This window comes from Alcaligenes faecalis (assembly GCF_009497775.1).
Classification (GTDB): Bacteria; Pseudomonadota; Gammaproteobacteria; order Burkholderiales; family Burkholderiaceae_B; genus Alcaligenes; species Alcaligenes faecalis_D.
Genome location: NZ_CP031012.1, coordinates 1,499,351 through 1,523,008 on the forward strand (window position 1 = coordinate 1,499,351; position 23,658 = coordinate 1,523,008).

The following is a 23,658-nucleotide window of genomic DNA, read 5'->3' on the forward strand; positions in this document are numbered from 1 at the left end:
GCTGATCGGTTTAACACTAATCAGGGAGATGCCACGCATGCGTGCGCTACTAGCCGGTCTGGCTGCCTTGCCCTTGTTGGGGGGATGTTCTCTTGCACCGTCGGTTTATATGGCGGGTTCGTATTTCCCTGCCTGGCTGGTGTGCGTGCTGGGAGCCGTGCTGCTGACCTTGCTGATACGTTGGGGGCTGATTCGCGCGGGTGTGGATGATGCCCTGCCCATGCGTTTGCCCGTCTATGCCTGCCTGACGCTGGCACTGACCTTTGCCGCACTTCTTCTTTTTTTCGAGTGACTGAGCCATGACCCAGGCACAGAAATCCTCCCCCCGTAAAGGCGCTGCCCGCCTGCTGAGCGTGCTGATTGTTGTCGCCGCCATTATCCTGGCATGGTGGTATTTGCAGCGCTCTGCCAACAACCCCTTGTCCGAAGACGCGGTGATCGGCGCCGATGTGGTGCATATCTCCAGTTCCTTGCCAGGGCAGATTGAGCGCATGGTGGTGCGTGATGGCCAGTTCGTCAGCCGCGATGAATTGCTCTTTACTGTGGACCCGGTGTTTTATCAGCTGCGTCTGGAACAGGCTCAGGCTGAACTGGCGCTGGCCCAGGCCACGCTGGACATGAAGCAGCGTGCCGTGCGGGCAGAAGGGCATAACGCCGTGATAGCGGATGATCAGATCACGCGCGCAAAAACCAATTTGGCGATGGCCACACAAAGCCAGCGTCGCTTGGCGAATCTGGCGGCCAAAGGCTATGTCTCTCAACAGCAGCTGGATGAAGCCAATACCTTGCTGCGTGATGCCCAAGTCACCTTGAAACAGGCAACAGAGCAATCCGGTGCGGCTCAGGCTCTGGTGGGCAATACGCAGGCAGAAGAAGCCATGGTGCAAGCGCGCCAGGCAGGTCTGGCAATGGCGCAGCGTGATCTGGAACATACTCAGGTCAAGGCGCCCCACAATGGTCGTATCGTGGGTTTGCGTACCGGCTCGGGTGAACATCTGATGCCCGGCACTTCTGTCTTTACCTTGCTGGATACGGACTCCTGGTATGTCACCGGCATGTACCGGGAAACCGATCTGAAAGAGATCAAACCGGGCGCCTGCGCCACGGTGTATGTGATGTCTGATCCTTCGCGCAAGCTCTCGGGCAAGGTGGAGGAAATTGGTTGGGGCGTCAGCAGTCAGGAGCAGATCAATCTGCCGCGTAGCCTGCCGTATATCCAAAAATCCATGAACTGGGTACGGGTAGCGCAACGCTTTCCGGTACGTATCCGTCTGGATGCGCCACCCGAGGACCTGATGCGCATGGGTGCTTCGGCCACCACCATTATTCATCGCGATGGCGACTGCTAAGACTGGCTTGTCGGGTCTGGCGCGGCTGGTCTGGCAAGACTTGCAGCCCACCCCTGGCCGTCTGGCGCAAAGCTGGCGAGTGGCCGTGCTGTGCGCCCTTATGGTGTTGCTGGCCATGAACTACGGCATACCCGAGTCTGCCGTCAGCTGCTTTGTAATCTTCTTTGTGATGAAGTCTGACGCTGGGGAAAGCTCGGTGCTGGCGCTGGCCCTGGTGGTGCTGGTGTCTATTGTGGTGCTGCTGATGGTGCCACTGATTCAGGTCACGATTCAGTATCCGGCCTGGCGTTTGCTGGCCATGGTGCTGACGTCCTTTGTGCTGCTGTTTTTAGGGGTCGCCAGCAAGCTGGGGCCCTTGGGCGGCATTATTGCCTTGGTCATCGCCTTTGTGCTGACCTTGCTGGGCTATGTACCCTTTGGCGAAATTGCTACCCGCGCCGTGCTTTATGCCTGGTTGATGACCTGCGCCCCCATGGGCCTGGTGCTGATCTTCAACCTTTGTTTTGGTTTGTACCCACATAAGGTGCTGCGTCGTGAACTGGCCGCACGCTTGCGTTTGGCGGCGCAGGGTTTGATGGGGCAGGCCGACACGCAGGACTTGTGGGACGAACTAGCTCTGGGAGTCAGTGCCCAACAAAAGCGACTGGGCTGGATACGGCTGTTCCATTTGCGGCCTGCTCAAGAGCAGGCGGAACTGGATCAGGCAATCCTGAACACTTACCGGGCCTTGCTGGCGGTTGCGGTCCTGCGCGATCAGCATCTGGACAATGAGCAGGCCACCGCTTTCGCCCAGATCTGCGAGCGCAGTGCACAAGATATTGAGCAAGGTCGCTTGCCGCAGATGGATGATTTGCCGGAGTTGCCTGCCTCCAGTTCTTTGGCCGTACAGGATTTGCGCGATGCCTTGCTGGCTTTGTCGGGTGCGGTCTCTATTGGCAAGGCAGATCCTGAACATGGCTCCTTCATGGTGCCCGATGCCTTCAGCAATCCTGTGTATCAGCACCATGCCTTGAAGGCGACGGCGGCTGCTGTGCTGTGTTATCTGATCTACAGCGCGGCAGACTGGCAGGGCATTCATACTGCCATGATCACCTGCTACGTAGCCGCCCTGGGCTCCACCGGGGAAACCGTACACAAGCTGGCCTTGCGAATTGTGGGCTGTCTGCTGGGAGCGGCGCTAGGCTTTATCACCATCCTGTTTGTGATGCCGCATCTGCTGGATATTGGTGGTTTGATGGTCGTGGTGTTCCTGGTCTCCTTGTTGGGGGCCTGGGTGTTTTACGGCCCGGAGCGCATCTCTTATGCCGGTATTCAAATTGCCTTTGCCTTTTATCTGGTGACCTTGCAGGGCTTTGGCCCCAGCTTTGATCTGGATTCGGCCCGCGATCGGGTGATCGGGATTTTGCTGGGTAATGCGGTGATGTACGTGATGTTTACCCAGATCTGGCCTGTCAGTATTGCAGGCTCGGTGCGTCAGCGTTTGGCCAAGGCTTCTGAAGGCCTGAGGGGTTTGGGCACCTTGTGGCAGGAACGTCCAGCCCAGGCCGTGCAGCAGTCGGCCAGCGTGGCCCAGGAGCTGTCGGCAGCCAAGTATGGCTTGGCCCTGATGCAGCTGGAACCAGAGCGTTTGCGTCCCGACCAGCAGCAGGCTCAGGATATGCAAAGCCAATGGCAGGATCTGCGCCAGCAGTTCATTGGCGAGGCCTATGTGCCTGCGTCCCGCCACCCAAGCGATTGATAACCCTCATTACCCAGAGGTGATTTTCCCGGCTTTGACGGCTCGTAGAATGGGCCTCATTTCCCATTGCCGGGATCAAAAGAAGCGCCGCAAAGGCCTCGGTTCGGTCGGAGACACACCCCCGTTTACCTTCTTCTTTCTGCATATGTCTGCATTTTTTGTGGGCAGGGCAAGGCTCGTCTTTGTCCGGCGCAGGCTCTTGATTCAGGTTGTGAGAGATACCTTGCCCCCTTGGGGGCTGGACCTGTCCATTACTGATTCCTGATGACGGCAACGCACCGTTTCAGACATCACAATACTGATAAAGGAGCATGAAGTATGGCTGAGCAAGAATCCGCATTGCGGCCAGGGCAGGAGGCCCTGGTCCCTCCGGTTGCTGGCGGCTGGTTGCAACGACACTTTGCCTATACGGAGCGTGGCAGCTCCCTGCGCCAGGAGGTTCTGGCCGGGCTGACAACGTTTCTGGCCATGGTGTATTCCGTCTTTGTGGTGCCGTCCATGTTGGGCAAGGCGGGCTTTGATACCTCGTCGGTCTTTGTGGCCGTGTGTCTGACCAGCGCCTTTGGCTCCTTGCTGATGGGGCTGTGGGCGAATCTGCCCATTGCGGTGGGCTGTGCCTTGTCCTTGACCGCATTTTTGGCCTTTGATCTGGTGCTGGGGCAGCAACTAAGCCCGGCCGTCGCCCTGGGTGCCGTGTTCCTGATGGGCCTGATCTTTACCCTGATTTCCGCTACCGGGATTCGTACCTGGATTCTACGTAATCTGCCCTTGGGCATCGCGCATGGCACGGGTATCGGGATTGGTCTGTTCTTGCTGATGATCGCGTCCAACGAAGTGGGTCTGGTGACTCGCAATACCGGCGCCGGTCTGCCGGTTGCGCTGGGCGACGTCACGTCCATGCCGGTATGGCTGAGCGTGCTGGGCCTGGCAGCGATCTTTGGCCTGGAGCGCCGTCGTGTCACGGGCGGTATCTTGCTGGTGATTCTGGGGCTGTCGGCGGTGGGTCTGATCTTCGATCCCAATGTGCGCTTTACCGGCTTGTTTGCCATGCCTAGCTTGCTGGGCGAGAACTCCTTGATCGGTGCAATGGATATAGGCGGGGCGCTGAACGCCGTCGTCTTGCCCAGCGTGCTGGCTTTGGTGATGACGGCTGTGTTTGATGCTACTGGCACGATTCGTGCGGTGGCGGGCAATGCCGGGCAATTGGACAAGGATGGCCAGATCATCAATGGCAGCCGCGCCCTGACAACGGACTCGCTCAGCTCTCTGGTTTCCGCCAGCCTGGGCGCGTCACCTGCTGCTGCCTATATTGAATCCGCTGCCGGAACAGCAGCCGGGGGCCGTACCGGCCTGACCGCCGTGGTGGTTGGCCTGGGTTTCCTGATGCTGATCTTTCTGTCGCCCTTGGCTGGCCTGGTGCCTTCCTATGCGACTGCGCCTGCCCTGATGTACGTGGGCTTGCTGATGCTGGGCGGTGTGCGTCACCTCAATACCGAAGATACGGTCGATACCATGGCGGGTCTGGTGTGTGCCGTGTTTATCGTGCTGACCGTTAATATCGTGACGGGCATCATGCTGGGCTTTTGCACGCTGGTGCTGGGTCGCCTGTTCTCGGGTGAACTGCGTCGCCTGAATGTGGGCACGGTTCTGATTGCGCTTGCCTTGGCTGTTTTCTACTTGGGTGGCTGGGCTTTATAAAGCGGGGCTTGGGAAGGGCTGGTGTTCCCCTTTACACTAGCCCTTTTTCTGAAAACCAAAGGGGTCCCTGTGCTGGTCGCATTTGATTTTGATGGCACGATTACAGACCGAGACAGCTTGCAGGACTTTATACGTCGCATGCGAGGCTGGCCGGTCTGTATTCGTGCCTATTTAGCTTGCGTGCCCCGTGTCTTGGTATGGGATCGCGGCCCGCAGCGTCGTCAGGCGATCAAGCATCGTTTTCTGCGCAGTGCCTTGGGGGGCTTGAGCCGGGAGCAGGTTCAGGCTCTGGCCGACACCTATGTGCGCGATTATGTGCCGCAGATTGTTCGCCCGGAAATGATGGAACGGGTCCGCGCCCATCGGGAGCGGGGTGATGCGGTGGTACTGGTCAGCGCCTCGCCGTCCATCTATTTGCAACCTTGGGCCAAGGCTCAGGGCATGGTTCAGGTGCTGGCAACAGAACTGGCCTTTGACGAGCAAAAAGGTTGTGTGGGCATGGCCAGTGCGAATTGCTGGGGACAGGAGAAGGTGAATCGTCTTCAGGCCTGGTTAGGAGATAAACCCGTCGCACTGGATATGGCGTATGGCGATAGCCCTGGCGATGCGCAGATGTTGGCGCATACGCGTCAGCCCTGGTTGCGGGGACGGGATCAGGCTTTGCCGAAACTGGAAGCCTAGTACGCAATTTTACGGCTTTCCCCGTTCGGCTTGAGTATCAGACTCAGGAGCCTGGGAGCAGGTCCAAAGCCCAGCGCCAGAGACCAAAATAGCAAAATGCCCGACCAGAATCAGCTTCTGGTCGGGCATTTTTTTGGAGGAGTTTTCAGTGATTGAATCGGCGGAGATCAAACCAGGCAGTGGTTTGATTCTGGCCGATGGTTCAGTTCTGATTGCGCTTGATCGCCATACCAATCAGCAAGCTGGCCCAACCCTGGGTCAGCAAATCAATACCCAGAATCAGGCCCAGAATCCATACGCTATTGCCGGGCCAGCCTGCGGCAATGATCAAACCGGCGGCCAGCGTAATCAGGCCGGAAAAGGCCATCCAGCCGCCGCCTGCCTGGGCCCGGTTCTGGAACCAGATCCAGAGCCGGAACGCGCCGGAGGCAATCAGGAATGCGCCAAAAATCAGGGTCAGGACGGTGGCGCCTACCAAGGGGTTGCTAATGGCGATCAAACCGGCGAACAAGTACAAAATGCCGCTCAGGCTCCAGAACAGAAAGCCGCGCCAGCCTTTGGAACTCCATGCATGAGCCAGATGCAGCATGCCGCCTATGGTCATCAGGATGCCGACATACACCACGCTGGCAACCGTGGCACCCACCACGTAGATCAAGGCGATCAGACCCAGAATGATCAGGGCAATGCCCAGACCAATAAACCATCCTGGTTTCAAGGGCAGTTGACGTAGCAACTCAGAGCGATTGTTGTCATGTGGACTTAGAGCCATCTATGTACTCCTTGCAAGGTTAAACCGACGCTACGGTCTTAACTGTACTCCAGACCTGTGCAAGGGCCTAGTGATATGCAAAGAGCCTGCTCCAGAAACACGAAGGCCCTACCGTTGCGGTAGGGCCTATGGGCCGCTCTGGCGGCGGTGAACTGCCATGATGGCAGTTTGGGAAAGCTGTGTTTCAGACAGCTTACTGACACTATGTCAGTGGTTTCAATGTACGTTAGCTAATTAAAACCAGCCAATTATGGAAAACCCGGAAGTCTGAAACAAACCCCTTCAAACCGTTAAAACTGGCGGCTTTCAGGGGCAGGGGACATGGCTCTAGTGGCCGTGTGCGCCCTGGTGACCCTGGCCTGCCTTGGTGTTCAAGGCACGAACCGGAGCGTTGATTTTCAGCTCTTCCTTCTGACCGGCGGCGTTTTGGATTTCCAGGGTGAGATCCACGGAGCTGCCCGCTTCAACCTGCTTGTCCAGACCCAGCAGCATGATGTGGTAACCACCGGGTTTCAGTTCCACCGCCTTGCCTGCGGGCAGGTCGATTTTTTCAACCTGGCGCATGCGCATGACTTCGTTTTCCATGGCCATTTCGTGCACTTCCACCTGTTTGCTCAGGCTGCTGCTGGCACCCAGCAATTGGGCGTTGTCGGTCGATTGCAGCACCATGAAGGCGCCCGTGGCTTGCTGGCCGGGAACCGTGGCGCGAACCCAGGGATCGGTCACGGTGACTTCGGCCTGGGCCAGGGTGGGCAGGCTCAGCAAGGCGGCCAGGGAGAAAAGAGAGCTAGCAATAGTACGTTTCATGTTGGTAATCCTGTTGGGGTTCACTTGCTCAAAGCCAGTACCTGGCGGATATCAGCCACGGCTTCTTCAGCCGTTTGCGTGTGACGCAGAGCGATCTGCAGTTTGCCCTGTGTGTCATACACATAGGTCAGGGCGCTGTGGTCCATGGTGTAGCTGGAGCCGGTAGGAACCTTTTGGTAGAAGACTTTGAAGTCGCTGGCGGTTTTGGCCAGCTCTTCCTCGGTGGGGCGCAGGGCCACAAAACTGGGGTCGAAAGCCTGCATGTAGGCACGCAGCAGTTCGGGCGTGTCGCGCTCCGGGTCAATGGAGATAAACAAGACTTGCAGCTTGTCGCCATCCTCGCCCAGCTGTTCCTTGATTTCGACGGCACGAGTCAGGGCTGTCGGGCAGACGTCGGGGCATTGGGTAAAACCAAAGAAGATCAGCACGATCTTGCCGCGATAGTCGGCCATGGTGCGACGTTGGCCTTCGGTATCCAGCAAGCTGAAATCTTTGGCAAAGTCGGCACTGCTCATGTCCACACCTTCCAGATTACGAAAGGCAGGCTGCTTGGGGGCCTTGTCGCCGCAGGCGGTCAGGACCAAAGGAGTCGCCAGCATGGCAAGCAGGAGCTGGCGGCGTGAGAAGGAGGCGTTCATGGAAATATCCCGCTAATTGACAACATAAGGTGGCTGCGCCGGGCAGCCGAGGCTGGTCAGGAAACGAGCGTGGAGGGGGGGCCGCGCGCACTCAGGGGCGGGCCCGTCAGGGGAAGAACGGGAGCCGCCGCCTGTTGGGCAGTGTCCCAGGTAAATCGTGGTATGGGTGTCAGATTCCAGGCAGGGCCGGGATCATCATTCAGGGCTTTTTGTGCCTGGGCCTGGGCGAACAGACAGGCGGCATGCAGGCTGTGTTGTTCGTCGTGTTTCGGGCCGCCTGGGAGCTGGCTGCTCCATTGCGCCAGGAAGGGATCGCCCTGAACACACAGGCTGAGCGCGGCAGCATTGGCAGGGTCGGCGCTGGGCATGTAGCCATTGGGGATCAGGCCACGCAGCAGCAGGGCGCAGATCGCCAGCACCAGTAAAAACCGGCTGCGAGTACCAAAGGAGGGGAATGCGCAGTGCCTGACCATGATCAGAGCATTCTAGTACAGATGGAAATCTGTTTGCCCAGATTCTGTGGCACAGTAGATGCCTATCATCAAGGAGCTTGATATGCGACAGATTTATGGGGTGCTGAGCGCCTTGGTCATGGTCTTGGGACTGGCGGCGTGTTCAACACCGGACCGCTCTACGGACAGCAGTTGGAGTCGGCCTTCCGGCGTTGAAATCTATGGGGAAATGGATGCGGGGGTAGGGACGGTGCGGCAGTCTCGCTAGGGAAACTGCCGCCTTGCAGCGTTCAGGCCAGGGCTTGGCCTGCGCTGTCAGCAACATCCTGTTTTTTCACGATATCTTCAGGGTCTGCTTCATCATTCAAGTGCGACAAGGCTTTGCTCAGGCTGTAGGCCGGTTCAAAGGAGTCGGGGTTGGCCATGGGCCAGCCCACGCGGAAAATCGTTTGACGATAGTGGCCGCGCAGCAGCTCGCCTTTTTTCAGATCCGGGAACAGCGCCGACATCACACGCACTTCGCCATTGCTGATACGACGGGCAATATGGTGAGGGCGTAGCTGGTCCGGGTGTTCCAGGCCTGCGGCACCCAGCAATTCAGCCAGTGCTTTCAACGTATTGCCGTGGAAACTGGCCACGCGCAGGGATTTATCATCCACCACCAGGGCTTTTTGACGTTGCGGATCTTGTGTTGCCACGCCGGTCGGGCATTTGTCGGTGTGACAGGCTTGAGCCTGAATGCAGCCAACGGCAAACATGAAGCCGCGTGCGCTATTGCACCAGTCGGCACCCAGGGCCATGATGCGAGCCATGTCAAACGCGCTGATGATCTTGCCCGAGGCGCCCAGACGGATTTGCTCGCGCAAACCGATACCCACCAGCGTGTTATGAACCAGGCGCAGAGCCTCGCGCAAGGGGGTGCCGACGTGGTCAATGAATTCCACGGGGGAGGCACCTGTACCGCCTTCAGCACCATCGACCACAATAAAGTCCGGCGTAATACCTGTTTTCAGCATGGCTTTGGCAATTGCAAACCATTCCCAGGGGTGCCCGATACAGAGCTTGAAACCCACGGGTTTGCCACCGGACAAGGTACGCAGCCGGGCCACGAATTCCAGCAGTTCTACGGGGGAGTGGAAGGCGCCGTGGCTTGCTGGCGAGTTGCAGTCCACGCCTTCTGGCACACCGCGCGCGAGGGCAATTTCAGGTGAGACCTTGGTGCCGGGCAAGATGCCGCCGTGGCCGGGTTTGGCCCCTTGCGACAGCTTGATTTCAATCATCTTGACGTGATCCTGAGTGGCGCGCTCGGCAAAGCGTTCGGGCGAGAAATTGCCGTGTTCATCCCGGCACCCAAAATAACCCGAGCCAATATTCCAGATCAGATCGCCACCGTGGCGCAGGTGATAGGTGCTGATGCCGCCTTCGCCCGTGTCATGAGCAAAATTGCCCATCTTGGCACCTTTGTTCAAGGCCAGAATGGCATTGGCCGACAGGGCCCCGAAACTCATGGCTGAAATATTCAGCACCGACAGCGAATAAGGCTTGGTACAGTCCGGCCCGCCCACATCAATGCGGAACTGCGAGTCCTTGATGTGCTTGGGGGTCATGGAGTGGTTGATCCACTCATAACCATTGTTATAGACCTCCTGATGGGTACCAAAAGGCTGCTTGTCGATTTCTTGTTTGGCGCGCTGGTACACCAGGGAGCGGTCGGCACGCGAGAAGGGCAGTTGTTGCTCATCGCCTTCCAGAAAGTACTGGCGAATTTCCGGGCGAATGGCCTCAAAAATGAAGCGCAGATTGCCAATAACCGGGTAGTTGCGACGAATGGCGTGACGAGTTTGAGTGATGTCCACCAAGCCCTGAATGCACAGGGCCAGCCCTGGTATCGCCAGCCATAGCCAGCTTGCGCTTCTGAACAAGGAAAGCAGCAAGAAAAAGGCGGTCAGGCCAATGATGATGTAGAAGGCGGTGTAGCGTGTCAGCCACTTTTGCATAAAGACTCCTGCCAAGAAAACGGGGTGACGGGCAGGGTTTGGGGTACCCGCCCATCAGGCTGCCAACATCATAGAACGCTGCCGTACGGTTTGACTATGCCTGCACAGCGATAGTTTATGAAAACTAACAATGAAAAATTTTGTGACCTGAAAAGGGTTAATCAGGTTTGGAATGTTTAGCCATAAAAGGCCTGGTGCAAAGCTGGAAAGCTGCTGCGGCGCAGCATTGAACAGGATTTATCGCTCCAGGGCTCACCTCGTATGCTTTGGGCGAAGACCCGCAACTGCATGGAGTTAAGCTTCTTGTAATTGAATAGGTAGGTAAGCTATCTATATAATCATGCTTTAGCCTTTGTTCTGTCTCGTGTCCTTTATGTTTCCCTCTCTTTCCTGGATCCAGCTGGATCGACCTGCGCTCCTGCACGGCCTGAATTTGGCCTTGGCAGCGTGGCTGTCGTTCACCATCGCTGTTCTGCTTTCCGTTGATAATCCCTTCTGGGCCGCCATGCCGGTGTGGGTCTTGTCCCAAGCCTACCGAGGGCTGGTGTATGAACGGGCCTTGTGGCGGATTCTGGGAACCTTGGTGGGAGCAGGGCTGGGGCTGGCGTTCTTGCATCTGCCCAATCCTTATTTGCAGTTGCTGGGTATGGCGCTGGTGGTGGGTGTAGCGTCGGCCCTGACCCATGTGTTCCGGGGCGCCTTTTCCTACTTGCCCATGCTGGCGGGGATCACGATTGGCGTGGTGGTCTTGCCTTCAGTGCTGGCTCCGGATGCGTCACTGGATCTGGCCTTGTCGCGGGTGGAGTGCACTTTGATCGGGGTGCTGGTAACCACCTTGCTCTGTTCCCGGACCACACCGCGTAGTCAGCGCAAGACTTATTACCAACGGGTGCGCGTCCTGGCGGCGGATGCCTTGCGCATCGCTGCTCATGCCTTGAGCCCGTCTTATCAGCAGCCGGATCAGAGCTCGTGGAGTCGTGTTCGCCAGGAGATTGTGGATCTGGATGCTCAGGCCCGTATTCTGGCGGCGGGTTCTCTGGATGCGTATCGACGCTTGCCTTATGTGGATGCGTTCCTGTATGCCGTGATCGAGCTTTTGGCCGCCAGCGCGCTGATTGCCCAGCAACGGGAGCGGGGCCTGTCGCCAGCTGCGGATTATGTGCAGGACTTGCAGGAACAGGCGCAGCGTTTGCAGGACGGTCTGAGCTTGCGGGTGCTGGGCAAGACAGCCTTGCGGCAAGAAGGGCAGATCAGTCTGGCGCGCTTGCGCCGTGCAATGGGGCAAATACAAAGAGCAGAGCAGGGCTTGTTCGCTGAGCGGGTGCAGCCTAGACGGCACCGTTTTCTGACAACGCCCGCCATCTCGGTGGATTGGCCCCTGGCAATCCGCACGGGCCTGATCAGTGGCTTGGCCGCTTTCACGGCAGGCGGCGTGGCTTACGCCTTGGCCAGTCCCGCGCTGGAGTTGATGGCGATTGGGGTGTGTACCTTCTCCATTATTCTGGGTTCCATGCCGCGTCCCCAATTGATGAGCCGAACCATGTTTACCGGGATCGCGGTGGGCGTTCTGGTAGCCAGCTTTTATCGCTACATCGTCCAGGCGCACCTGGTGGCAGACTGGCAGGTCATTCTGTCCGTGCTTCCTTTTTTGGTGATTGGTGGTTTGTTACGTGCCAACCGTCCTACCTCGACCTGGGCATTGGACGCGAATATGTGTTTCCAGTTGGCCAGCCAGGCCGGGATGGCGGCGGTCAGTTGGCCCATCATCATGAAGGAGTCCCTGCCTTTGCTGGCGGGCTCTGCGGTGGTGTGCAGTGCCTTCTTCCTTTTACCTCGCCGCACTCATCCTCGTGGGCAAACCCTGGTAAGGCGTGTGGTGCGTGAACTGTATCCCCTGATCAAGCGTTCGCGCCCACGCCTGTTCCGGGTCTGGCGCGCGCGAGTGGCGCGGCAATGGGTGCGCCTCTGGCACTGGATGGGGGAGCAGACACCCCATGGCTTGCTGTCCTTGATCAATCTGGGTCATGGAGTGGTTGAGCTGAAGCGGCTGGCCAAACGCGGACCGGAGCAGCAGGCCTGTGTGGTGCTGGTCTGTGAATTGCTGGAAGGGTTCGAACATCAGCCCGAGGAGCTGGCCCAGCAACTGCTGCGTATCAGCCAGTCGTGTACCGATACGGTATTGATGCAGGCGATTATGGATGTCGCTCAGTCCTTGCAAGGGGCGCAAGCGGTTTTGGTTTATGCTTACCCGCCTGATGCTACGCCGCGCGCTGTGGAGACTTCATGATGAATCACCAACTTTATGAACGATTTGGCCTGTCCATGATTGTGCTGGCGCGCCTTTATCGTCGTGAATTGGATCAGACGCTGGTGCGTTACGGTGTGTCCGAGGCTACCATTCTGCCGATTCGCTATCTGGCCCAGTTGGGTGAGCCCATACGACAAGGGCAACTAGCCCGCATGATGCGTCTGGAAGGACCGACCTTGGTTCGTCTGATCGATCAGCTGGAGTCTGGCGGTTTGCTGGAGCGCTTGCCCGACGAGCAGGACAAGCGCGCGCGCCTGTTGTGTCTGACTGAAAAAGGGCGCGACTTTCACGAGCGCCTGCTGGAATTGCTGCGCCAATCTCGTGCACCCCTGTTTGAAGGGATCCCGGACGAAGACATAGAAGCGGCCTTGCGTTGCTTTGATGCGCTGGCCAGCAATCTGGGGCTGGAAGCAACGGATATGTCCAGCTTGTTTGGGGACTGAGCGAGTTTCTGGGCAAGGCAGCGTAAGCGCATGTTCCAGATGGTGAGCAGAAAGCAGGAGCAGGTTTCCTGCTTTTTTACTTTATGGTTGAATAAACCGTCCTTGTTTCAGCAATAAGGAGGGTATGCCATGAACGATGTAGATCTTGCACGTTTGGTTAAAACCATGACCGAGGCCCGGCTGACGCTGGCAAGCGCAGAATCCTGCACAGCAGGTTTGATTGCGTCTATGCTGGCTGACCAAGCGGGGGCGGCAGCCGTACTGGATTGTGCTTTTGTGACTTATTCTCCACAGGCCAAATATCGATGCCTGGGCGTAGATCAGCGAGTGCTGGCAGAAAATAATCTGTGCAGTGAAGCAGTGGCACGAGCCATGGCCAAAGGAGCTGCGGAACTGACGCCGGCCAATTTGATTATTGCCAACACGGGCGTGGCTGATGATATTGCAGAGCCGCAGATTCCGGCTGGGACGCAATGTTTTGCCTGGCTGTTCAAGCCACAGGACAAGTTTGATCCTTTGGTCGTGTATACCGAAACCATTGTTTTTGACGGCACACGTGATGAAATTCGTCAGCAAAGTGCGCGTTATGCCTTGGGCCGCATTGAGCATTGGTTGCGTTTGGCCAAACAAGAACGCCAGGGTGTGAACCCTGGCGTTTGATACCGCTAGCTGGACAAGCTAAGCCTGTAAAGGCTTAGTTCTCCAGGTACTTGCGCCAGACGCGTGGCAGGATACCGCCGTGACGCCAGTATTCCATGTCCTCGACCGTATCCAGACGCACGATCACCGGCACGGACTGGGTGCTGCCATCCAGACGGTGAATGATCAGCTCGGCTTGCGAACGTACGCCCAGGTTTTCTTCCAGACCTTTCACATCAAAGGTTTCGGTGCCATCCAGACCCAGGGTGTCGGCATTGGTGCCGTCCTGGAACTGCAGGGGCAGCACACCCATACCGACCAGGTTGGTGCGGTGGATACGCTCAAAGCCTTCTGCGACCACAGCCTTCACACCCAGCAGAGCGGGGCCTTTGGCGGCGGAGTCGCGGGAGGAGCCGCAGCCGTAGTTCTTGCCGGCAATCACCAGCAAGGGAACCTGACGTTCCTGATAGGCCTGGGCGGCTTCAAAAATACGCATCACTTCGCCTTCAGGCATCACTTTGGTGACACCGCCTTCCACGCCGGGAACAATCTTGTTGCGCAGACGGATGTTGGCGAAAGTCGCACGTTTGACCACTTCGTGATTCGCACGACGCGTGGTGTAGTTGTTGAAGTCTTTTTGCTCCACACCCTTGGACAGCAGGAAGTCAGCGGCCGGTGTGCCCAGGCTGATCGAACCCGATGGCGAGATGTGGTCGGTGGTGATGGAGTCACCCAAAATCGCCAGTGGACGCATGCCGCGCAGGTTGGCTACAGGAGCCGGTTCGCGCTGCAAGCCGTCAAAGTATGGCGGTTTGCGGATGTAGGTACTGTCGGCTTCCCATGGGTAGTGACCGCCATTGCTTTCGCGGGCCAGGGCGTCCCAAGGCTCTCCGCCGTCGTACAGCTCGGCATAGCGCTCGATGAACAGGTCGCGGTCGTAAGCTCCGTGGATGGCTTCTTGCACTTCGGCGGACTTGGGCCAGATGTCGCTCAGGTAAACATCCTTGCCGTCCTGATCCTTGCCCAGCGAGTCGCGGGTCAGGTCCACATTCAGGTTGCCTGCCAGGGCGTAGGCCACGACCAGCGCGGGCGATGCCAGGTAAGCAGCACGCACGTTGGCGTGAATACGGCCTTCAAAGTTACGGTTGCCCGACAGCACGGCCGTGGCAATCAGCTTTTCCGATTCAATCGCGTTGACGATATTGGCAGGCAGCGGACCCGAGCCACCGTTACACGTGGTGCAGCCAAAACCGGCAATGTTGAAACCCAGCACATCCAGGTCGTCCTGCAGTTGAGCGCGTTCCAGCACGTCGGCAGTCACTTGGCTACCCGGCACCAGTGAAGTCTTGACCCAAGGCTTGCTGCGCAGGCCACGAGCCACGGCGTTACGGGCCAGCAGACCGGCGGCCATCATATTGGCGGGGTTGGCGGTATTGGTACAGGAAGTAATAGCGGCAATGACCACATCGCCATCATTCAGAGCAAAGTCCTCGCCTTCGACGGGGACGGCACGTTGCGGGTCGTAAGGACGGCCAGCAATTTTCTGGTGATGGGCGGGGAAAGACTGGGCAGCGGTATCCAAATCCAGATGATCCTCAGGATTGCTGGGGCCAGCCAGACTAGGTTTGATGCTGCTCAGGTCCAGTTTCAACACGGTGTCGTAAACCGGAGCGGGAGCGGCCGGGTCGCGCCACAGCTTTTGAACCTTGCTGTATTGCTCGACCAGATCAATCTGTTCTTGCGGACGGCCTGTCATGTGCATGTAGTGCAGGGCGGCATCGTCGATAGGGAAGAACACAGCCGTTGCGCCGTATTCAGGAGCCATATTGGCGATCATGCCACGGTCGCCCAGGGACAGCTCGTCCACGCTGGGGCCGAAGAATTCCACAAACTTGCCGACCACGCCCAGTTCGCGCAGTTTCTGGGTAATGACCAGCACCAGATCGGTAGGCAGTACGCCGTCATTCATCTTGCCGGTCAGTTCGATACCGACCACGGCGGGCAGTGCAATCGCAACCGGCAAGCCCACCATCACGGCTTCGGCTTCAATACCACCCACACCCCAGCCCAGAATGCCCAGGCCGTTCACCATAGGCGTGTGGCTGTCGGTGCCCACACAGCTGTCGGGGTAGACCAGATCCACATCCTGGCCTTCTTCGGACCAGACAACCTGACCAATATGCTCGATGTGCAATTGGTGCATGATGCCTTTGCCGGGCGGCACCACTTTCACGCCATCAAAGTTGCTGGAACACCAGCGCAGGAAGGCAAAGCGCTCGCCGTTACGTTGGTATTCGCGTGCCAGGTTGACGTCGGCCGCCTTGGGGTTGGCCCAGCTGTCCACTTGCAGGGAGTGGTCAATAATCACGTCGATAGGGACCTGGGGGCGCACGCGGCTGGCGTCACCACCGGCTGCTTGTACGCCTTCGCGCAGGGCCGCCATGTCCAGCAACATCACCAAACCCAGAATGTCCTGACCAAATACGCGAGCAGGGTAGAAGGTGATGCCGTCGCCCACCTTGCGCTGGAGCAGGGAATCAATTTCCTGATCCACGTCGGCGTGACGCACGGCCTTCTGACGACAGAGGTTTTCCAGCAGAACGCGCAGCGAATAAGGCAGCTTTTCAATACCGGGGATGTCGGCGATAGGAACGTAACGTACGGAACGTCCGTTCAGGGACAGCGTTTCTAGGGCAAGAGACTGAGACATGGCAAACGATTCATCCGTAATAAGAAGCCAGGAAAGCAGGGCTAACCTGAGCAAGAATAATCAATAAAATTATGCGTCTGGAGCCTTGATAAAACAATTAAATTGTATTTTGTTTGTATATAATACAATAAAACGATCCAGGATCGCTTCGATTTTTAGGAATGTCGGCATGAAAAGCCAATCTAATTCTTTGCATGTCACCTTGGCGCATCGCCTGCTGGACTACGTGCGGGCAGGGCATTTGCAGGCTGGGCATCATTTGACGGAACAATCGCTGGCCGAAGCGCTGGGTGCTTCGCGCTCGCCCATACGGGGGGCGCTGGCCTATCTGGCGGAAAAAGGCATTGTGGGCGCGCAGCCGCCCCGGCGTGGCTTGTATCTGTTGAAAGGGGCCGACCAGCTTGGTGTGATCGAAGAAGAGCTGGGCACCAGCCAGGACGACCAGATCTATTTGCAACTGGCCCGCGACAAGCTTTCGGGCATTTGGGGCGATACCTTGTCGGAAAACGACGCCATGCGCCGTTACGGCCTGACGCGCGAACGTGTCCGCCGCATTCTGGCCCGTGCCGCCAATGAAGGTTGGATGGAACAACGCGCCAGCAAGGGCTGGTCTTTCCTGCCCATGATTGACGGCCCCCAGGCCTGCGAAGAAAGCTATACCTTGCGCCAGATGCTGGAACCTGCCGCCATGTTGCTACCGGGTTTTGCGATTGACTCCACCGTCTTGCGTCGAGTGCGGCTGCAACAGCAAGCCCTGGCTGACGGCGGCTGGCGTCACGCAGGACATGCCGAGATGTATCAGGCCAATGCCACCTTCCACGAAGCCTTGGCCTCCTTGTCCGGCAACCGCTTTATCGCCCAGACCGTGACACGTCAGAACCAGCTGCGGCGCTTGCTGGAGTATCAGGAAACGTTGGATCGGGAACGTATTCGTCGCCAGTGTCTGGAACATCTGGCGATTCTGGACTTGCTGGAAAAGGGCGAACGCGCCCAGGCCTCCGCCTTGCTGGCCCGCCATCTGGGCAACGCCAGCGAGGAAAAAGTGCAGCAGCTGGAACGACAACAGCAGCGCACGACCCGATCCGACTTTTCTTTTAGTGAACCGATTGTCTCTCACGCCGAACCCATGGAGGAGACGGCGCAATTTTCTTTAATGGCGCAAGCCAAGAACCAGGAATAACGTGATGAAGCAAAAATCCCTTCCCGCCGTGTTCATGCGTGGTGGCACCAGCAAAGCCTTGATGCTGAATATTGCAGACCTGCCTGCCGAGCGCGACGACTGGACACCTCTGTTTTCCGCCGCCATGGGTACGCCGGACCCTTACGGTCGCCAACTGGACGGTATGGGCGGTGGTGTTTCTTCCCTGTCCAAGGTTTGTATTATCGGCCCGTCCAGCCATCCGGACGCCGATGTGGACTACACCTTTGCGCAAGTGGCGATCAAGGAAGAGAAGGTGGATTACCGCGGCAACTGCGGCAATATGAGTTCTGCTGTGGGCCCTTATGCGGTAGAGCAGGGCATGGTCAAGGTTGAGGATGGCGAAGCGTGTGTACGCATCCTGAACACCAATACCAACAAGATCATCCACGCCCATTTCACGGTGGAAGATGGCCAGCCCCGTTATGACGGCGATCTGTCCATTCCTGGCGTAGGTGGCACAGGGTCGCCTATCCGTCTGGACTTTGTGGAACCGGGTGGAGCCTCTACCGGCTCGTTGCTGCCTAGCGGTGAATTGACTGAATGGCTGGATGTGCCTGGCGTAGGCCGTATCGAAGTGTCGCTGGTGGACGCGGCCAACGCAGCAGTGTTTGTCCGTGCTGCCGATGTAGGTCTGACTGGTCTGGAATTGCCCGACTGGCTGGAAGCCCACCCCGAAGTGCTGGAGCGTCTGGACGCAATCCGTGTGCAGGCCTCGGTGCGTATGGGCATTGCTCCCGATGTGGAAGCGGCACGTCAGATTCGCATCGTGCCCTTTGTCTGCATCGTGTCGCCCGCCCAGGACAACCCCACCTTGTCCGGCGAGGTGGTTCCCGCCAAAGAGATTGATCTGGTTGCCCGCGTGATTTCCAACGGCCAGCCGCACCGCGCTTTGCCTCTGACCATCTCGCTGTGTACCGCCGTGGCCGCTCGTTTGACGGGTAGCCTGCCGTCGCAATGCCTGTCCGACTCGGTTGCCCCTCAAGGCCCGCTGCGTTTGGGCATGCCGTCCGGTGTGCTGACAGTGGGCGCGGAAGTGGAAAAGAAAGACGGCCAGTGGTTTGCCAAGGCCGGTTCTTTCTACCGTACCGCTCGCCGTCTGTTTGATGGCCGTGTCTGGGTTCCCGGCAAGGCCTTGAAAGACTAATCGACGATACGCAAGTCCTGCGAGGGCGAACGCCCGAAGCGGGACTTGTAGTCTGCACAGAAGCGGCCGAAATGGTTGAAACCGCAACGCAAGGCAATCTCGCTAACCTGGGTGCCGGGTGTGGCAGTGCGTATGGCTTGCTGGGCCGCTTCCAGACGAATCTGCTTTAAAAACTGCATGGGGCTCAGCCCCCGTTCGGTGCGAAAGGCCAAGGTCAGGCTACGCACACTGGCACAGGCGGCAGAGGCAATCTGCTCCAGCGTCAGGGCCTCGTCCAGACTGGCCCGCATGAAATCCTCGGCTCTTTGTACCCGGCGCGAACTGGCCGGGCGCACGCTTTGCTGCAATTGCTGACTGTAGTTACCCGGCTGGGTATGAAACAGATGCAGCAAAAGATTGTCCTCGGCCTGACGCGACCACTGATCCATTTCCGGCGGCAAATGCCCGCCATAAGCCAGCAAGCTGCCAATCTGGTGCTGCCAGGCACAGCCGTGCGGCGAATCCAGAGACATGCCCGCGGCAAACTCAATCGGCCTGTCCAGGCTCAGGCCCAAGGTCTGACGGGCCACTTCTTCCAGTCGGTGGCGCGGAATCTTCACCAAAAACTGTTCACACCCCTGTTCCCAATCCAGTTCAACCTGGAGGGAGGGGGAGATCACACTGGCAATTTTAGGGTTGGCCTGGACGTACTCCCGACCAACCCGAATACAGGATCGTCCCTGGATAGGCACCTGAAACAGCAGGAAGTCTTCCAGAATCCCCGGCGACACCTGCACCGCCGCGCCATATTTCAGCAAGACAAAGGAAAAGCTGTGGCTGCTGGCATAGCGCAAGGACGCATCGACCGGGCCGTCATTCCAGGTCAGGCGGTGCTCGGTTAGAAAACCGGCGGTCTCGCTGCGTGTCTGGTCCGGGCAGCGCGATTCAAAGCGCGGCGCACTGTGTTGCAAGGGGGCCAGCCCTGACATAAACCACGCTTGCATGATGTGTGTCTCCAAATATTTGCCGGTTAGGGATAAGGCTTGCCGTATCTGGATAGCCGCCCATTTTGCGCCGGTCTAATGTATTTCAAACCTAAAACAGTAGTCCTGTCCCGGCACCTTAGCAGATTGGGATACGACTGGGAATTGCTGTATTCACGTAGTCCCTTGGGCCCGTCTTCTCTGGCCTGCAGGACAAGCGCCGCACAAACCACAGGCGTGAGGGATACACAGCTTCTAGCGTATTGGGGGTGGTCCAAGGCAGAACTGAAGTCCAGTTTCTTAAAAGACAGAGGACGGAGACAAACATGAAAAAACAATTGGCGTTCTGTATGAGCACGCTGGCTTTGGCCCTGGCCTGTAGCCCGGCATCCAGTCAGGAAGTATTCAAGGTGGGTCTGCTGACCACCTTGTCCGGTCCCGGCGCGGCCATTGGTGCAGAAATCCGTGATGGTTTCGAACTGGGTCTGAACCACTCGGGCGGCAAGCTGGGTGGGGTGGATGTGGCCCTGACGGTGTTGGACGATCAGCAAAAACCGATGGAAGGCCGTCAGGCCGTGGATCGTTTGGTGAAGCGCGACAAGGTCGATGTGATTACCGGCATGGCCTTTTCCAATGTGCTCTTGCCCGTGATGCCCACAATTCTGGGCAGCGACACCATCTATATTTCCGCCAACACGGGCCCGGCTGATTACGCGGGTGAGCGTTGCAACCCCAATTTCTTCAGCGTGTCCTGGCAGAACGAGGATATTCCCGCTGCCATGGGCAAGTACGTGACTGATCAGGCGCACAAGAAAGTCTATTTGATCGCCCCCAACTATCCCGGTGGTCGCGAGTCCATTGAAGGCTTCAAGCGCCTGTTCAAGGGCGAGATTGCCGATGAAGTCTATGTGAAGGTCGGCCAGATGGATTACGCCGCCGAGCTGGCCCAAATGCGGGCTTCGGGTGCGGATGCGGTGTTCTTCTTTTTGCCCGGTGGCATGGGCGTGTCCTTTATCAAGCAGCTGATCAACTCCGGCCTGTCCTCGCAACTGGCGGTGTACACCCCCGGTTTCTCGGCCGACCAGGACACGATCGCCGCGATTGGTGAATCCATGAAGGGCATGGCCAACGCCGCCCAGTGGTCGCCGGATCTGGATAACCCGGTCAACAAGCGTTTTGTGGCGGATTTTGAAAAGACCTACGGTCGCCTGCCTTCCATGTACGCCTCTCAGGGCTACGACGCCGCCTTGTTGCTGGATGGCGCCTTGAAGGCGGACCCCAAGGCCGCCACCGATCGCGAAGCTCTGCGTAAAGCCTTGCGCAGTGCACCGTTCGAGTCCGTGCGCGGGGCCTTTGCCTTTAACAACAACCAGTATCCGGTGCAGACCTACTACATGCGCGAAGTGGCCCCGAATGAAAAGGGCCAGATGAGCAACAAGATTGTGTCCACCGTATTCGAGCAGTTCCACGATCATTTTGCACCGCAGTGCAAGATGGAAAAGTCATAAAGAGGGTGCGTCAAGCATCCGGCAGCAAGGAGGTAATGATGAGCTATAGCAACGAACAGCTGTCCGCATTGGTGCGGGGAGACAGCGTACATAAATCGGTCTATACCGATCCTGAGATCTTCCGTCTGGAGATGGAACGCATTTATGGCCGTGCCTGGATCTACATCGGCCACGACAGCCAGGTGCCTAATCCGGGCGACTACCACACCACCTTGTTGGGCGGCCAGGACGTCATCATGGTGCGCGGCAGCGACAAGAAGGTGTACGTGCTGTACAACCGCTGCCCGCACAAGGGCGCGAAAGTGGTGGCTGATGGCTGTGGCAATGCCGGCAAGTTCTTCCGCTGCCCATACCACGCCTGGACCTTCAAGCTGGACGGTCAGCACCTGGCCGCGCCGATGAAAAACGGTCTGGAGAACACCTGCTTTGATCCCAAGCACCCGGACTTCTCCATGCGCCGTGTGGCTCGTGTGGAAAGCTACCGTGGCTTTGTGTTCGCCTGTCAAAGCGCTCACGGCCCGGATCTGAAAGAGTTCCTGGGCCCCATCATCACCTCCATCGACAACCTGTGCGATCGCTCGCCTGTGGGTGAAGTGGAAGTGGCCGGTGGCAGCTTCAAAGTCTGGCAGCCTTCCAACTGGAAGGTGTTTTACGAGAACCTGCACGACACCATGCACGCCAACGTGACACACGAGTCGTCCTACGTGGCTGCCCGTGAGCAGGCCGAAGACTACGGCTCCATGCCGCTGGAACTGCACATCATGGACGGCAACGGCGAACCTTACGGTTTCTGGGAAAAGCTGGATCTGTACGCCTTTGATAACGGCCACGGCTACATGGAAGGGATTTTCAATCCCGGCGCCATCGAAACCGACCCGATCACCAAGGCGCACTACGAAACCCTGAAAGAAGCTTACGGTGAAGAAAAAGCCCTGAACATTCTGGGCGAGAACCGTCACAACAGCATTATTTACGGCAGTGGCTCGCCACACACCGTGTTCCAGCAGTTCCGTGTGATTCGCCCGGTCGCAGTGGACCGCACCCACGTGGAAATTCAGCTGTTCCGCCTGAAAGGCGCACCGGACGATATTTACAAGCGTGGCCTGATGTACGCCAACCTGATCAACTCGCCTTCGTCCAACGTGATGCCAGACGACATTGAAGTCTATGGCCGTTGCCAGGAAGGCAACAAGACCAAGGGCGGCGAATGGATCAGCATGCACCGCTACGACGGCACCGACAAGCCTATCGAAGGCGGCATGGTTGCCACCAATGGCACCAGTGAACTGCCCATGCGCAACCAGTTCCGCGCCTGGAAGCATTTCATGACCACCAGCCTGTACGACGCGCCTGCGCAGTCGGAAGACAGTGGTAAAGCCACGGTGCGTTCGGCTTCCGGTGAGCCTATCGCCCCTGCAACACAGGCTTAAGCGGGCTGCTGTCCGCGCCAAGGAGAATTCTTATGTTGTTTGATATTGATTTTGACGTCAGCGTGGATCAGGTCACCCCTGTGACGCTGAGCCTGGAAGCCATCCGCGAAGTGGAGCAGTTCATCTACCACGAAGCTCGTCTGCTGGACGAGCGTCGTTGGCAAGCATGGCTGGATCTGTGGACCGAGGAGGGCATGTACTGGATTCCTCACAGCTACGACCAGGAAAGCCCTTACGAGCACATTTCCCTGTGCTGGGAAAACAAGCTGCTGCGTGAGCTGCGTATTCGTCGTCTGGAAAACCACCGCAACTGGTCCCAGCAGCCGATTACCCAGTCCTGCCGCGTGCTGGGCAATGTGATGATCGACGGCACCGATCCGGAAGGTTATCTGGTGGTGCGCTCCAGCTTCCATTCCATGGAATGGCGCGGTAAAGATCCGGTCTACCGCGTGGGCAGCCTGATTCACAAGCTGCAAGCCCAGGAAGGCGGTGGCTGGAAACTGCGCATGAAGCAGGTGAACCTGGTGGATCGTGACGCGGTTCACGGCGCGATTCAGGTGTACATCTAATGTCGGCAGCCCATCACACAGCCTTGCTGGCCCTGCATTATCAAAATGATGTCCTGCACGCCGATGGCCTGATCCGTGTGGGGGTAGAGGCCAACAGCCCCCAGCGTCAGGCCCTGATCGAGGCTGCAGGCCGTTTGCTGGCGCAGGCCCGCGCACAGGGCGTGCCCATTGTGCATGTGCGGGTGGGTTATCGGCCTGACTATGCCGATCTGCTGTGCAATGCACCGATTCTGCACAATGTGAAACGTATCGGTGCCATGCAGACCGGCAGTTGGGGAGCCCAGTTCTTTGACGGGCTGGCTCCCTTGCCCAACGAGTTTGAAGTCCATCACACGCGCATCAACGCTTTCTTTGGTTCCGCGCTGGAGCCGGTGGTGCGTCGTTTGGGTGTGGAGCGTCTGGTGATTGCCGGTGTGGCCACCCATTCCGTGGTGGAAAGCACGGTGCGCCATGCGGTGGATATGGGCTATGAAGTGGCTGTGGTGGCCAGCGCCTGCGGCGCACCGCCCGCCACCCATGAAGCCTCCCTGGCCAGTATGAGCTTGATTGCTCATATTGATCGGGACGAAGATTGGGCAGCCGTCTTTGGCGCGCCACAAGCACAGTAGGAGA

At 58.1% G+C, this 23,658-nt stretch carries 22 protein-coding genes; 15 read left to right on the forward strand and 7 right to left on the reverse strand.

Features of this window, described 5'->3' with window-relative positions; translation table 11 throughout:
* Window positions 1-37 precede the first annotated feature (37 nt).
* From DUD43_RS06910 to DUD43_RS06930, 5 genes are all read left to right on the forward strand, one after another.
* Window positions 38-292, forward strand: coding sequence for a YtcA family lipoprotein (locus DUD43_RS06910; protein WP_171902925.1), 255 nt, complete (start codon window positions 38-40; stop codon window positions 290-292).
* A gap of 7 nt (window positions 293-299) precedes the next feature.
* A complete protein-coding gene (mdtN, locus tag DUD43_RS06915; RefSeq protein WP_153229684.1) occupies window positions 300-1,349 on the forward strand; it encodes a multidrug transporter subunit MdtN in 1,050 nt (349 codons plus the stop codon).
* Complete coding sequence (locus DUD43_RS06920; RefSeq protein ID WP_153229685.1) at window positions 1,336-3,087, forward strand: FUSC family protein; 1,752 nt, start codon at window positions 1,336-1,338, stop codon at window positions 3,085-3,087. The genes mdtN and DUD43_RS06920 overlap by 14 nt, the downstream gene beginning before the upstream one ends.
* Window positions 3,088-3,405: 318 nt before the next feature.
* The gene (locus DUD43_RS06925; RefSeq protein ID WP_153229686.1) at window positions 3,406-4,785 is read left to right on the forward strand and encodes an NCS2 family permease; all 1,380 of its coding nucleotides are present in this window, start codon (window positions 3,406-3,408) and stop codon (window positions 4,783-4,785) included.
* Between the two features lie 69 nt (window positions 4,786-4,854).
* Window positions 4,855-5,466: an HAD-IB family hydrolase gene (locus tag DUD43_RS06930; protein WP_228125923.1), complete on the forward strand. Its 612-nt coding sequence runs from the start codon at window positions 4,855-4,857 to the stop codon at window positions 5,464-5,466.
* A 202-nt stretch (window positions 5,467-5,668) separates the two neighbouring features.
* Here DUD43_RS06930 and DUD43_RS06935 read toward each other — a convergent pair whose 3' ends face one another.
* From DUD43_RS06935 to DUD43_RS06950, 4 genes are all read right to left on the reverse strand, one after another.
* On the reverse strand, window positions 5,669-6,238 hold the full coding sequence (locus DUD43_RS06935) for an HdeD family acid-resistance protein (RefSeq protein ID WP_153229688.1): 570 nt from the start codon (window positions 6,236-6,238) through the stop codon (window positions 5,669-5,671).
* A gap of 327 nt (window positions 6,239-6,565) precedes the next feature.
* On the reverse strand, window positions 6,566-7,045 hold the full coding sequence (locus DUD43_RS06940) for a copper chaperone PCu(A)C (protein ID WP_153229689.1): 480 nt from the start codon (window positions 7,043-7,045) through the stop codon (window positions 6,566-6,568).
* A 20-nt stretch (window positions 7,046-7,065) separates the two neighbouring features.
* Window positions 7,066-7,683, reverse strand: a complete 618-nt coding sequence (locus DUD43_RS06945) for an SCO family protein (RefSeq protein WP_153229690.1) — start codon at window positions 7,681-7,683, stop codon at window positions 7,066-7,068.
* A 56-nt stretch (window positions 7,684-7,739) separates the two neighbouring features.
* Window positions 7,740-8,156, reverse strand: a complete 417-nt coding sequence (locus DUD43_RS06950; RefSeq protein ID WP_153229691.1) for a hypothetical protein — start codon at window positions 8,154-8,156, stop codon at window positions 7,740-7,742.
* Between the two features lie 82 nt (window positions 8,157-8,238).
* Here DUD43_RS06950 and DUD43_RS06955 point away from each other — a divergent pair, with 82 nt between their 5' ends.
* Complete coding sequence (locus DUD43_RS06955; protein ID WP_153229692.1) at window positions 8,239-8,403, forward strand: hypothetical protein; 165 nt, start codon at window positions 8,239-8,241, stop codon at window positions 8,401-8,403.
* A 22-nt stretch (window positions 8,404-8,425) separates the two neighbouring features.
* Here the strand turns inward: DUD43_RS06955 and DUD43_RS06960 are convergent, their stop codons facing one another.
* The gene (locus DUD43_RS06960; RefSeq protein ID WP_153229693.1) at window positions 8,426-10,132 is read right to left on the reverse strand and encodes an FMN-binding glutamate synthase family protein; all 1,707 of its coding nucleotides are present in this window, start codon (window positions 10,130-10,132) and stop codon (window positions 8,426-8,428) included.
* A gap of 373 nt (window positions 10,133-10,505) precedes the next feature.
* On the opposite strand from DUD43_RS06960, the gene DUD43_RS06965 reads away from it, so the two are divergent.
* The 3 genes from DUD43_RS06965 to DUD43_RS06975 all read left to right on the forward strand — a co-directional run bounded on the left by DUD43_RS06965 (window position 10,506) and on the right by DUD43_RS06975 (window position 13,543).
* Window positions 10,506-12,419 (forward strand): FUSC family protein, encoded by a 1,914-nt coding sequence (locus DUD43_RS06965; protein ID WP_153229694.1) that lies wholly within the window; start codon window positions 10,506-10,508, stop codon window positions 12,417-12,419.
* Complete coding sequence (locus tag DUD43_RS06970) at window positions 12,416-12,883, forward strand: MarR family winged helix-turn-helix transcriptional regulator (protein WP_228125924.1); 468 nt, start codon at window positions 12,416-12,418, stop codon at window positions 12,881-12,883. The genes DUD43_RS06965 and DUD43_RS06970 overlap by 4 nt, the downstream gene beginning before the upstream one ends.
* Before the next feature lie 129 nt (window positions 12,884-13,012).
* Window positions 13,013-13,543 carry a CinA family protein gene (locus DUD43_RS06975; protein WP_153229695.1) on the forward strand — a complete coding sequence of 177 codons (531 nt, stop codon included), beginning with the start codon at window positions 13,013-13,015 and terminating at the stop codon, window positions 13,541-13,543.
* A gap of 34 nt (window positions 13,544-13,577) precedes the next feature.
* Here DUD43_RS06975 and acnA read toward each other — a convergent pair whose 3' ends face one another.
* Entirely contained in the window at window positions 13,578-16,232 is a 2,655-nt protein-coding gene (acnA, locus tag DUD43_RS06980) for an aconitate hydratase AcnA (protein ID WP_153229696.1), read from the reverse strand.
* A 169-nt stretch (window positions 16,233-16,401) separates the two neighbouring features.
* On the opposite strand from acnA, the gene DUD43_RS06985 reads away from it, so the two are divergent.
* Both DUD43_RS06985 and DUD43_RS06990 read left to right on the forward strand, forming a co-directional pair.
* Entirely contained in the window at window positions 16,402-17,412 is a 1,011-nt protein-coding gene (locus DUD43_RS06985) for a GntR family transcriptional regulator (RefSeq protein WP_153229697.1), read from the forward strand.
* A 4-nt stretch (window positions 17,413-17,416) separates the two neighbouring features.
* Window positions 17,417-18,577: a 2-methylaconitate cis-trans isomerase PrpF family protein gene (locus DUD43_RS06990; protein WP_045931665.1), complete on the forward strand. Its 1,161-nt coding sequence runs from the start codon at window positions 17,417-17,419 to the stop codon at window positions 18,575-18,577.
* On the opposite strand, the gene DUD43_RS06995 is transcribed toward DUD43_RS06990, so the two are convergent.
* Window positions 18,574-19,560, reverse strand: a complete 987-nt coding sequence (locus DUD43_RS06995; protein WP_042488968.1) for a helix-turn-helix domain-containing protein — start codon at window positions 19,558-19,560, stop codon at window positions 18,574-18,576. The two genes, DUD43_RS06990 and DUD43_RS06995, sit on opposite strands and share 4 nt — an antisense overlap.
* 305 nt (window positions 19,561-19,865) lie before the next feature.
* On the opposite strand from DUD43_RS06995, the gene DUD43_RS07000 reads away from it, so the two are divergent.
* Genes DUD43_RS07000 through DUD43_RS07015 form a run of 4 tightly spaced genes read left to right on the forward strand, consistent with a single transcriptional unit; the run spans window position 19,866 to window position 23,654 of the window.
* Window positions 19,866-21,047 (forward strand): ABC transporter substrate-binding protein, encoded by a 1,182-nt coding sequence (locus DUD43_RS07000; RefSeq protein WP_153229698.1) that lies wholly within the window; start codon window positions 19,866-19,868, stop codon window positions 21,045-21,047.
* 38 nt (window positions 21,048-21,085) lie between these two features.
* Window positions 21,086-22,477, forward strand: coding sequence for an aromatic ring-hydroxylating dioxygenase subunit alpha (locus tag DUD43_RS07005; RefSeq protein ID WP_042488962.1), 1,392 nt, complete (start codon window positions 21,086-21,088; stop codon window positions 22,475-22,477).
* Window positions 22,478-22,509: 32 nt separating this feature from the next.
* Entirely contained in the window at window positions 22,510-23,046 is a 537-nt protein-coding gene (locus tag DUD43_RS07010; RefSeq protein ID WP_042488959.1) for an aromatic-ring-hydroxylating dioxygenase subunit beta, read from the forward strand.
* Window positions 23,046-23,654 (forward strand): cysteine hydrolase family protein, encoded by a 609-nt coding sequence (locus DUD43_RS07015; protein WP_042488957.1) that lies wholly within the window; start codon window positions 23,046-23,048, stop codon window positions 23,652-23,654. Before DUD43_RS07010 ends, DUD43_RS07015 begins: the two co-directional genes overlap by 1 nt.
* Window positions 23,655-23,658 lie beyond the last annotated feature (4 nt).

Excerpts from the sequence above, each read along its gene's own strand:
- DUD43_RS07010 (WP_042488959.1), top strand. The coding sequence starts at position 22,510 with ATGTTGTTTGATATTGATTTTGACGTCAGCGTGGATCAGGTCACCCCT.
- DUD43_RS06950 (WP_153229691.1), bottom strand. The coding sequence starts at position 8,156 with ATGGTCAGGCACTGCGCATTCCCCTCCTTTGGTACTCGCAGCCGGTTT.
- DUD43_RS07005 (WP_042488962.1), top strand. The coding sequence starts at position 21,086 with ATGAGCTATAGCAACGAACAGCTGTCCGCATTGGTGCGGGGAGACAGC.
- DUD43_RS06975 (WP_153229695.1), top strand. The coding sequence starts at position 13,013 with ATGAACGATGTAGATCTTGCACGTTTGGTTAAAACCATGACCGAGGCC.
- DUD43_RS07000 (WP_153229698.1), top strand. The coding sequence starts at position 19,866 with ATGAAAAAACAATTGGCGTTCTGTATGAGCACGCTGGCTTTGGCCCTG.
- DUD43_RS06920 (WP_153229685.1), top strand. The coding sequence starts at position 1,336 with ATGGCGACTGCTAAGACTGGCTTGTCGGGTCTGGCGCGGCTGGTCTGG.
- DUD43_RS06965 (WP_153229694.1), top strand. The coding sequence starts at position 10,506 with ATGTTTCCCTCTCTTTCCTGGATCCAGCTGGATCGACCTGCGCTCCTG.
- DUD43_RS06995 (WP_042488968.1), bottom strand. The coding sequence starts at position 19,560 with ATGCAAGCGTGGTTTATGTCAGGGCTGGCCCCCTTGCAACACAGTGCG.
- DUD43_RS06960 (WP_153229693.1), bottom strand. The coding sequence starts at position 10,132 with ATGCAAAAGTGGCTGACACGCTACACCGCCTTCTACATCATCATTGGC.
- acnA (WP_153229696.1), bottom strand. The coding sequence starts at position 16,232 with ATGTCTCAGTCTCTTGCCCTAGAAACGCTGTCCCTGAACGGACGTTCC.
- DUD43_RS06910 (WP_171902925.1), top strand. The coding sequence starts at position 38 with ATGCGTGCGCTACTAGCCGGTCTGGCTGCCTTGCCCTTGTTGGGGGGA.
- DUD43_RS06990 (WP_045931665.1), top strand. The coding sequence starts at position 17,417 with ATGAAGCAAAAATCCCTTCCCGCCGTGTTCATGCGTGGTGGCACCAGC.
- DUD43_RS06935 (WP_153229688.1), bottom strand. The coding sequence starts at position 6,238 with ATGGCTCTAAGTCCACATGACAACAATCGCTCTGAGTTGCTACGTCAA.
- DUD43_RS07015 (WP_042488957.1), top strand. The coding sequence starts at position 23,046 with ATGTCGGCAGCCCATCACACAGCCTTGCTGGCCCTGCATTATCAAAAT.
- DUD43_RS06985 (WP_153229697.1), top strand. The coding sequence starts at position 16,402 with ATGAAAAGCCAATCTAATTCTTTGCATGTCACCTTGGCGCATCGCCTG.
- DUD43_RS06945 (WP_153229690.1), bottom strand. The coding sequence starts at position 7,683 with ATGAACGCCTCCTTCTCACGCCGCCAGCTCCTGCTTGCCATGCTGGCG.
- DUD43_RS06955 (WP_153229692.1), top strand. The coding sequence starts at position 8,239 with ATGCGACAGATTTATGGGGTGCTGAGCGCCTTGGTCATGGTCTTGGGA.
- DUD43_RS06970 (WP_228125924.1), top strand. The coding sequence starts at position 12,416 with ATGATGAATCACCAACTTTATGAACGATTTGGCCTGTCCATGATTGTG.
- mdtN (WP_153229684.1), top strand. The coding sequence starts at position 300 with ATGACCCAGGCACAGAAATCCTCCCCCCGTAAAGGCGCTGCCCGCCTG.
- DUD43_RS06925 (WP_153229686.1), top strand. The coding sequence starts at position 3,406 with ATGGCTGAGCAAGAATCCGCATTGCGGCCAGGGCAGGAGGCCCTGGTC.
- DUD43_RS06940 (WP_153229689.1), bottom strand. The coding sequence starts at position 7,045 with ATGAAACGTACTATTGCTAGCTCTCTTTTCTCCCTGGCCGCCTTGCTG.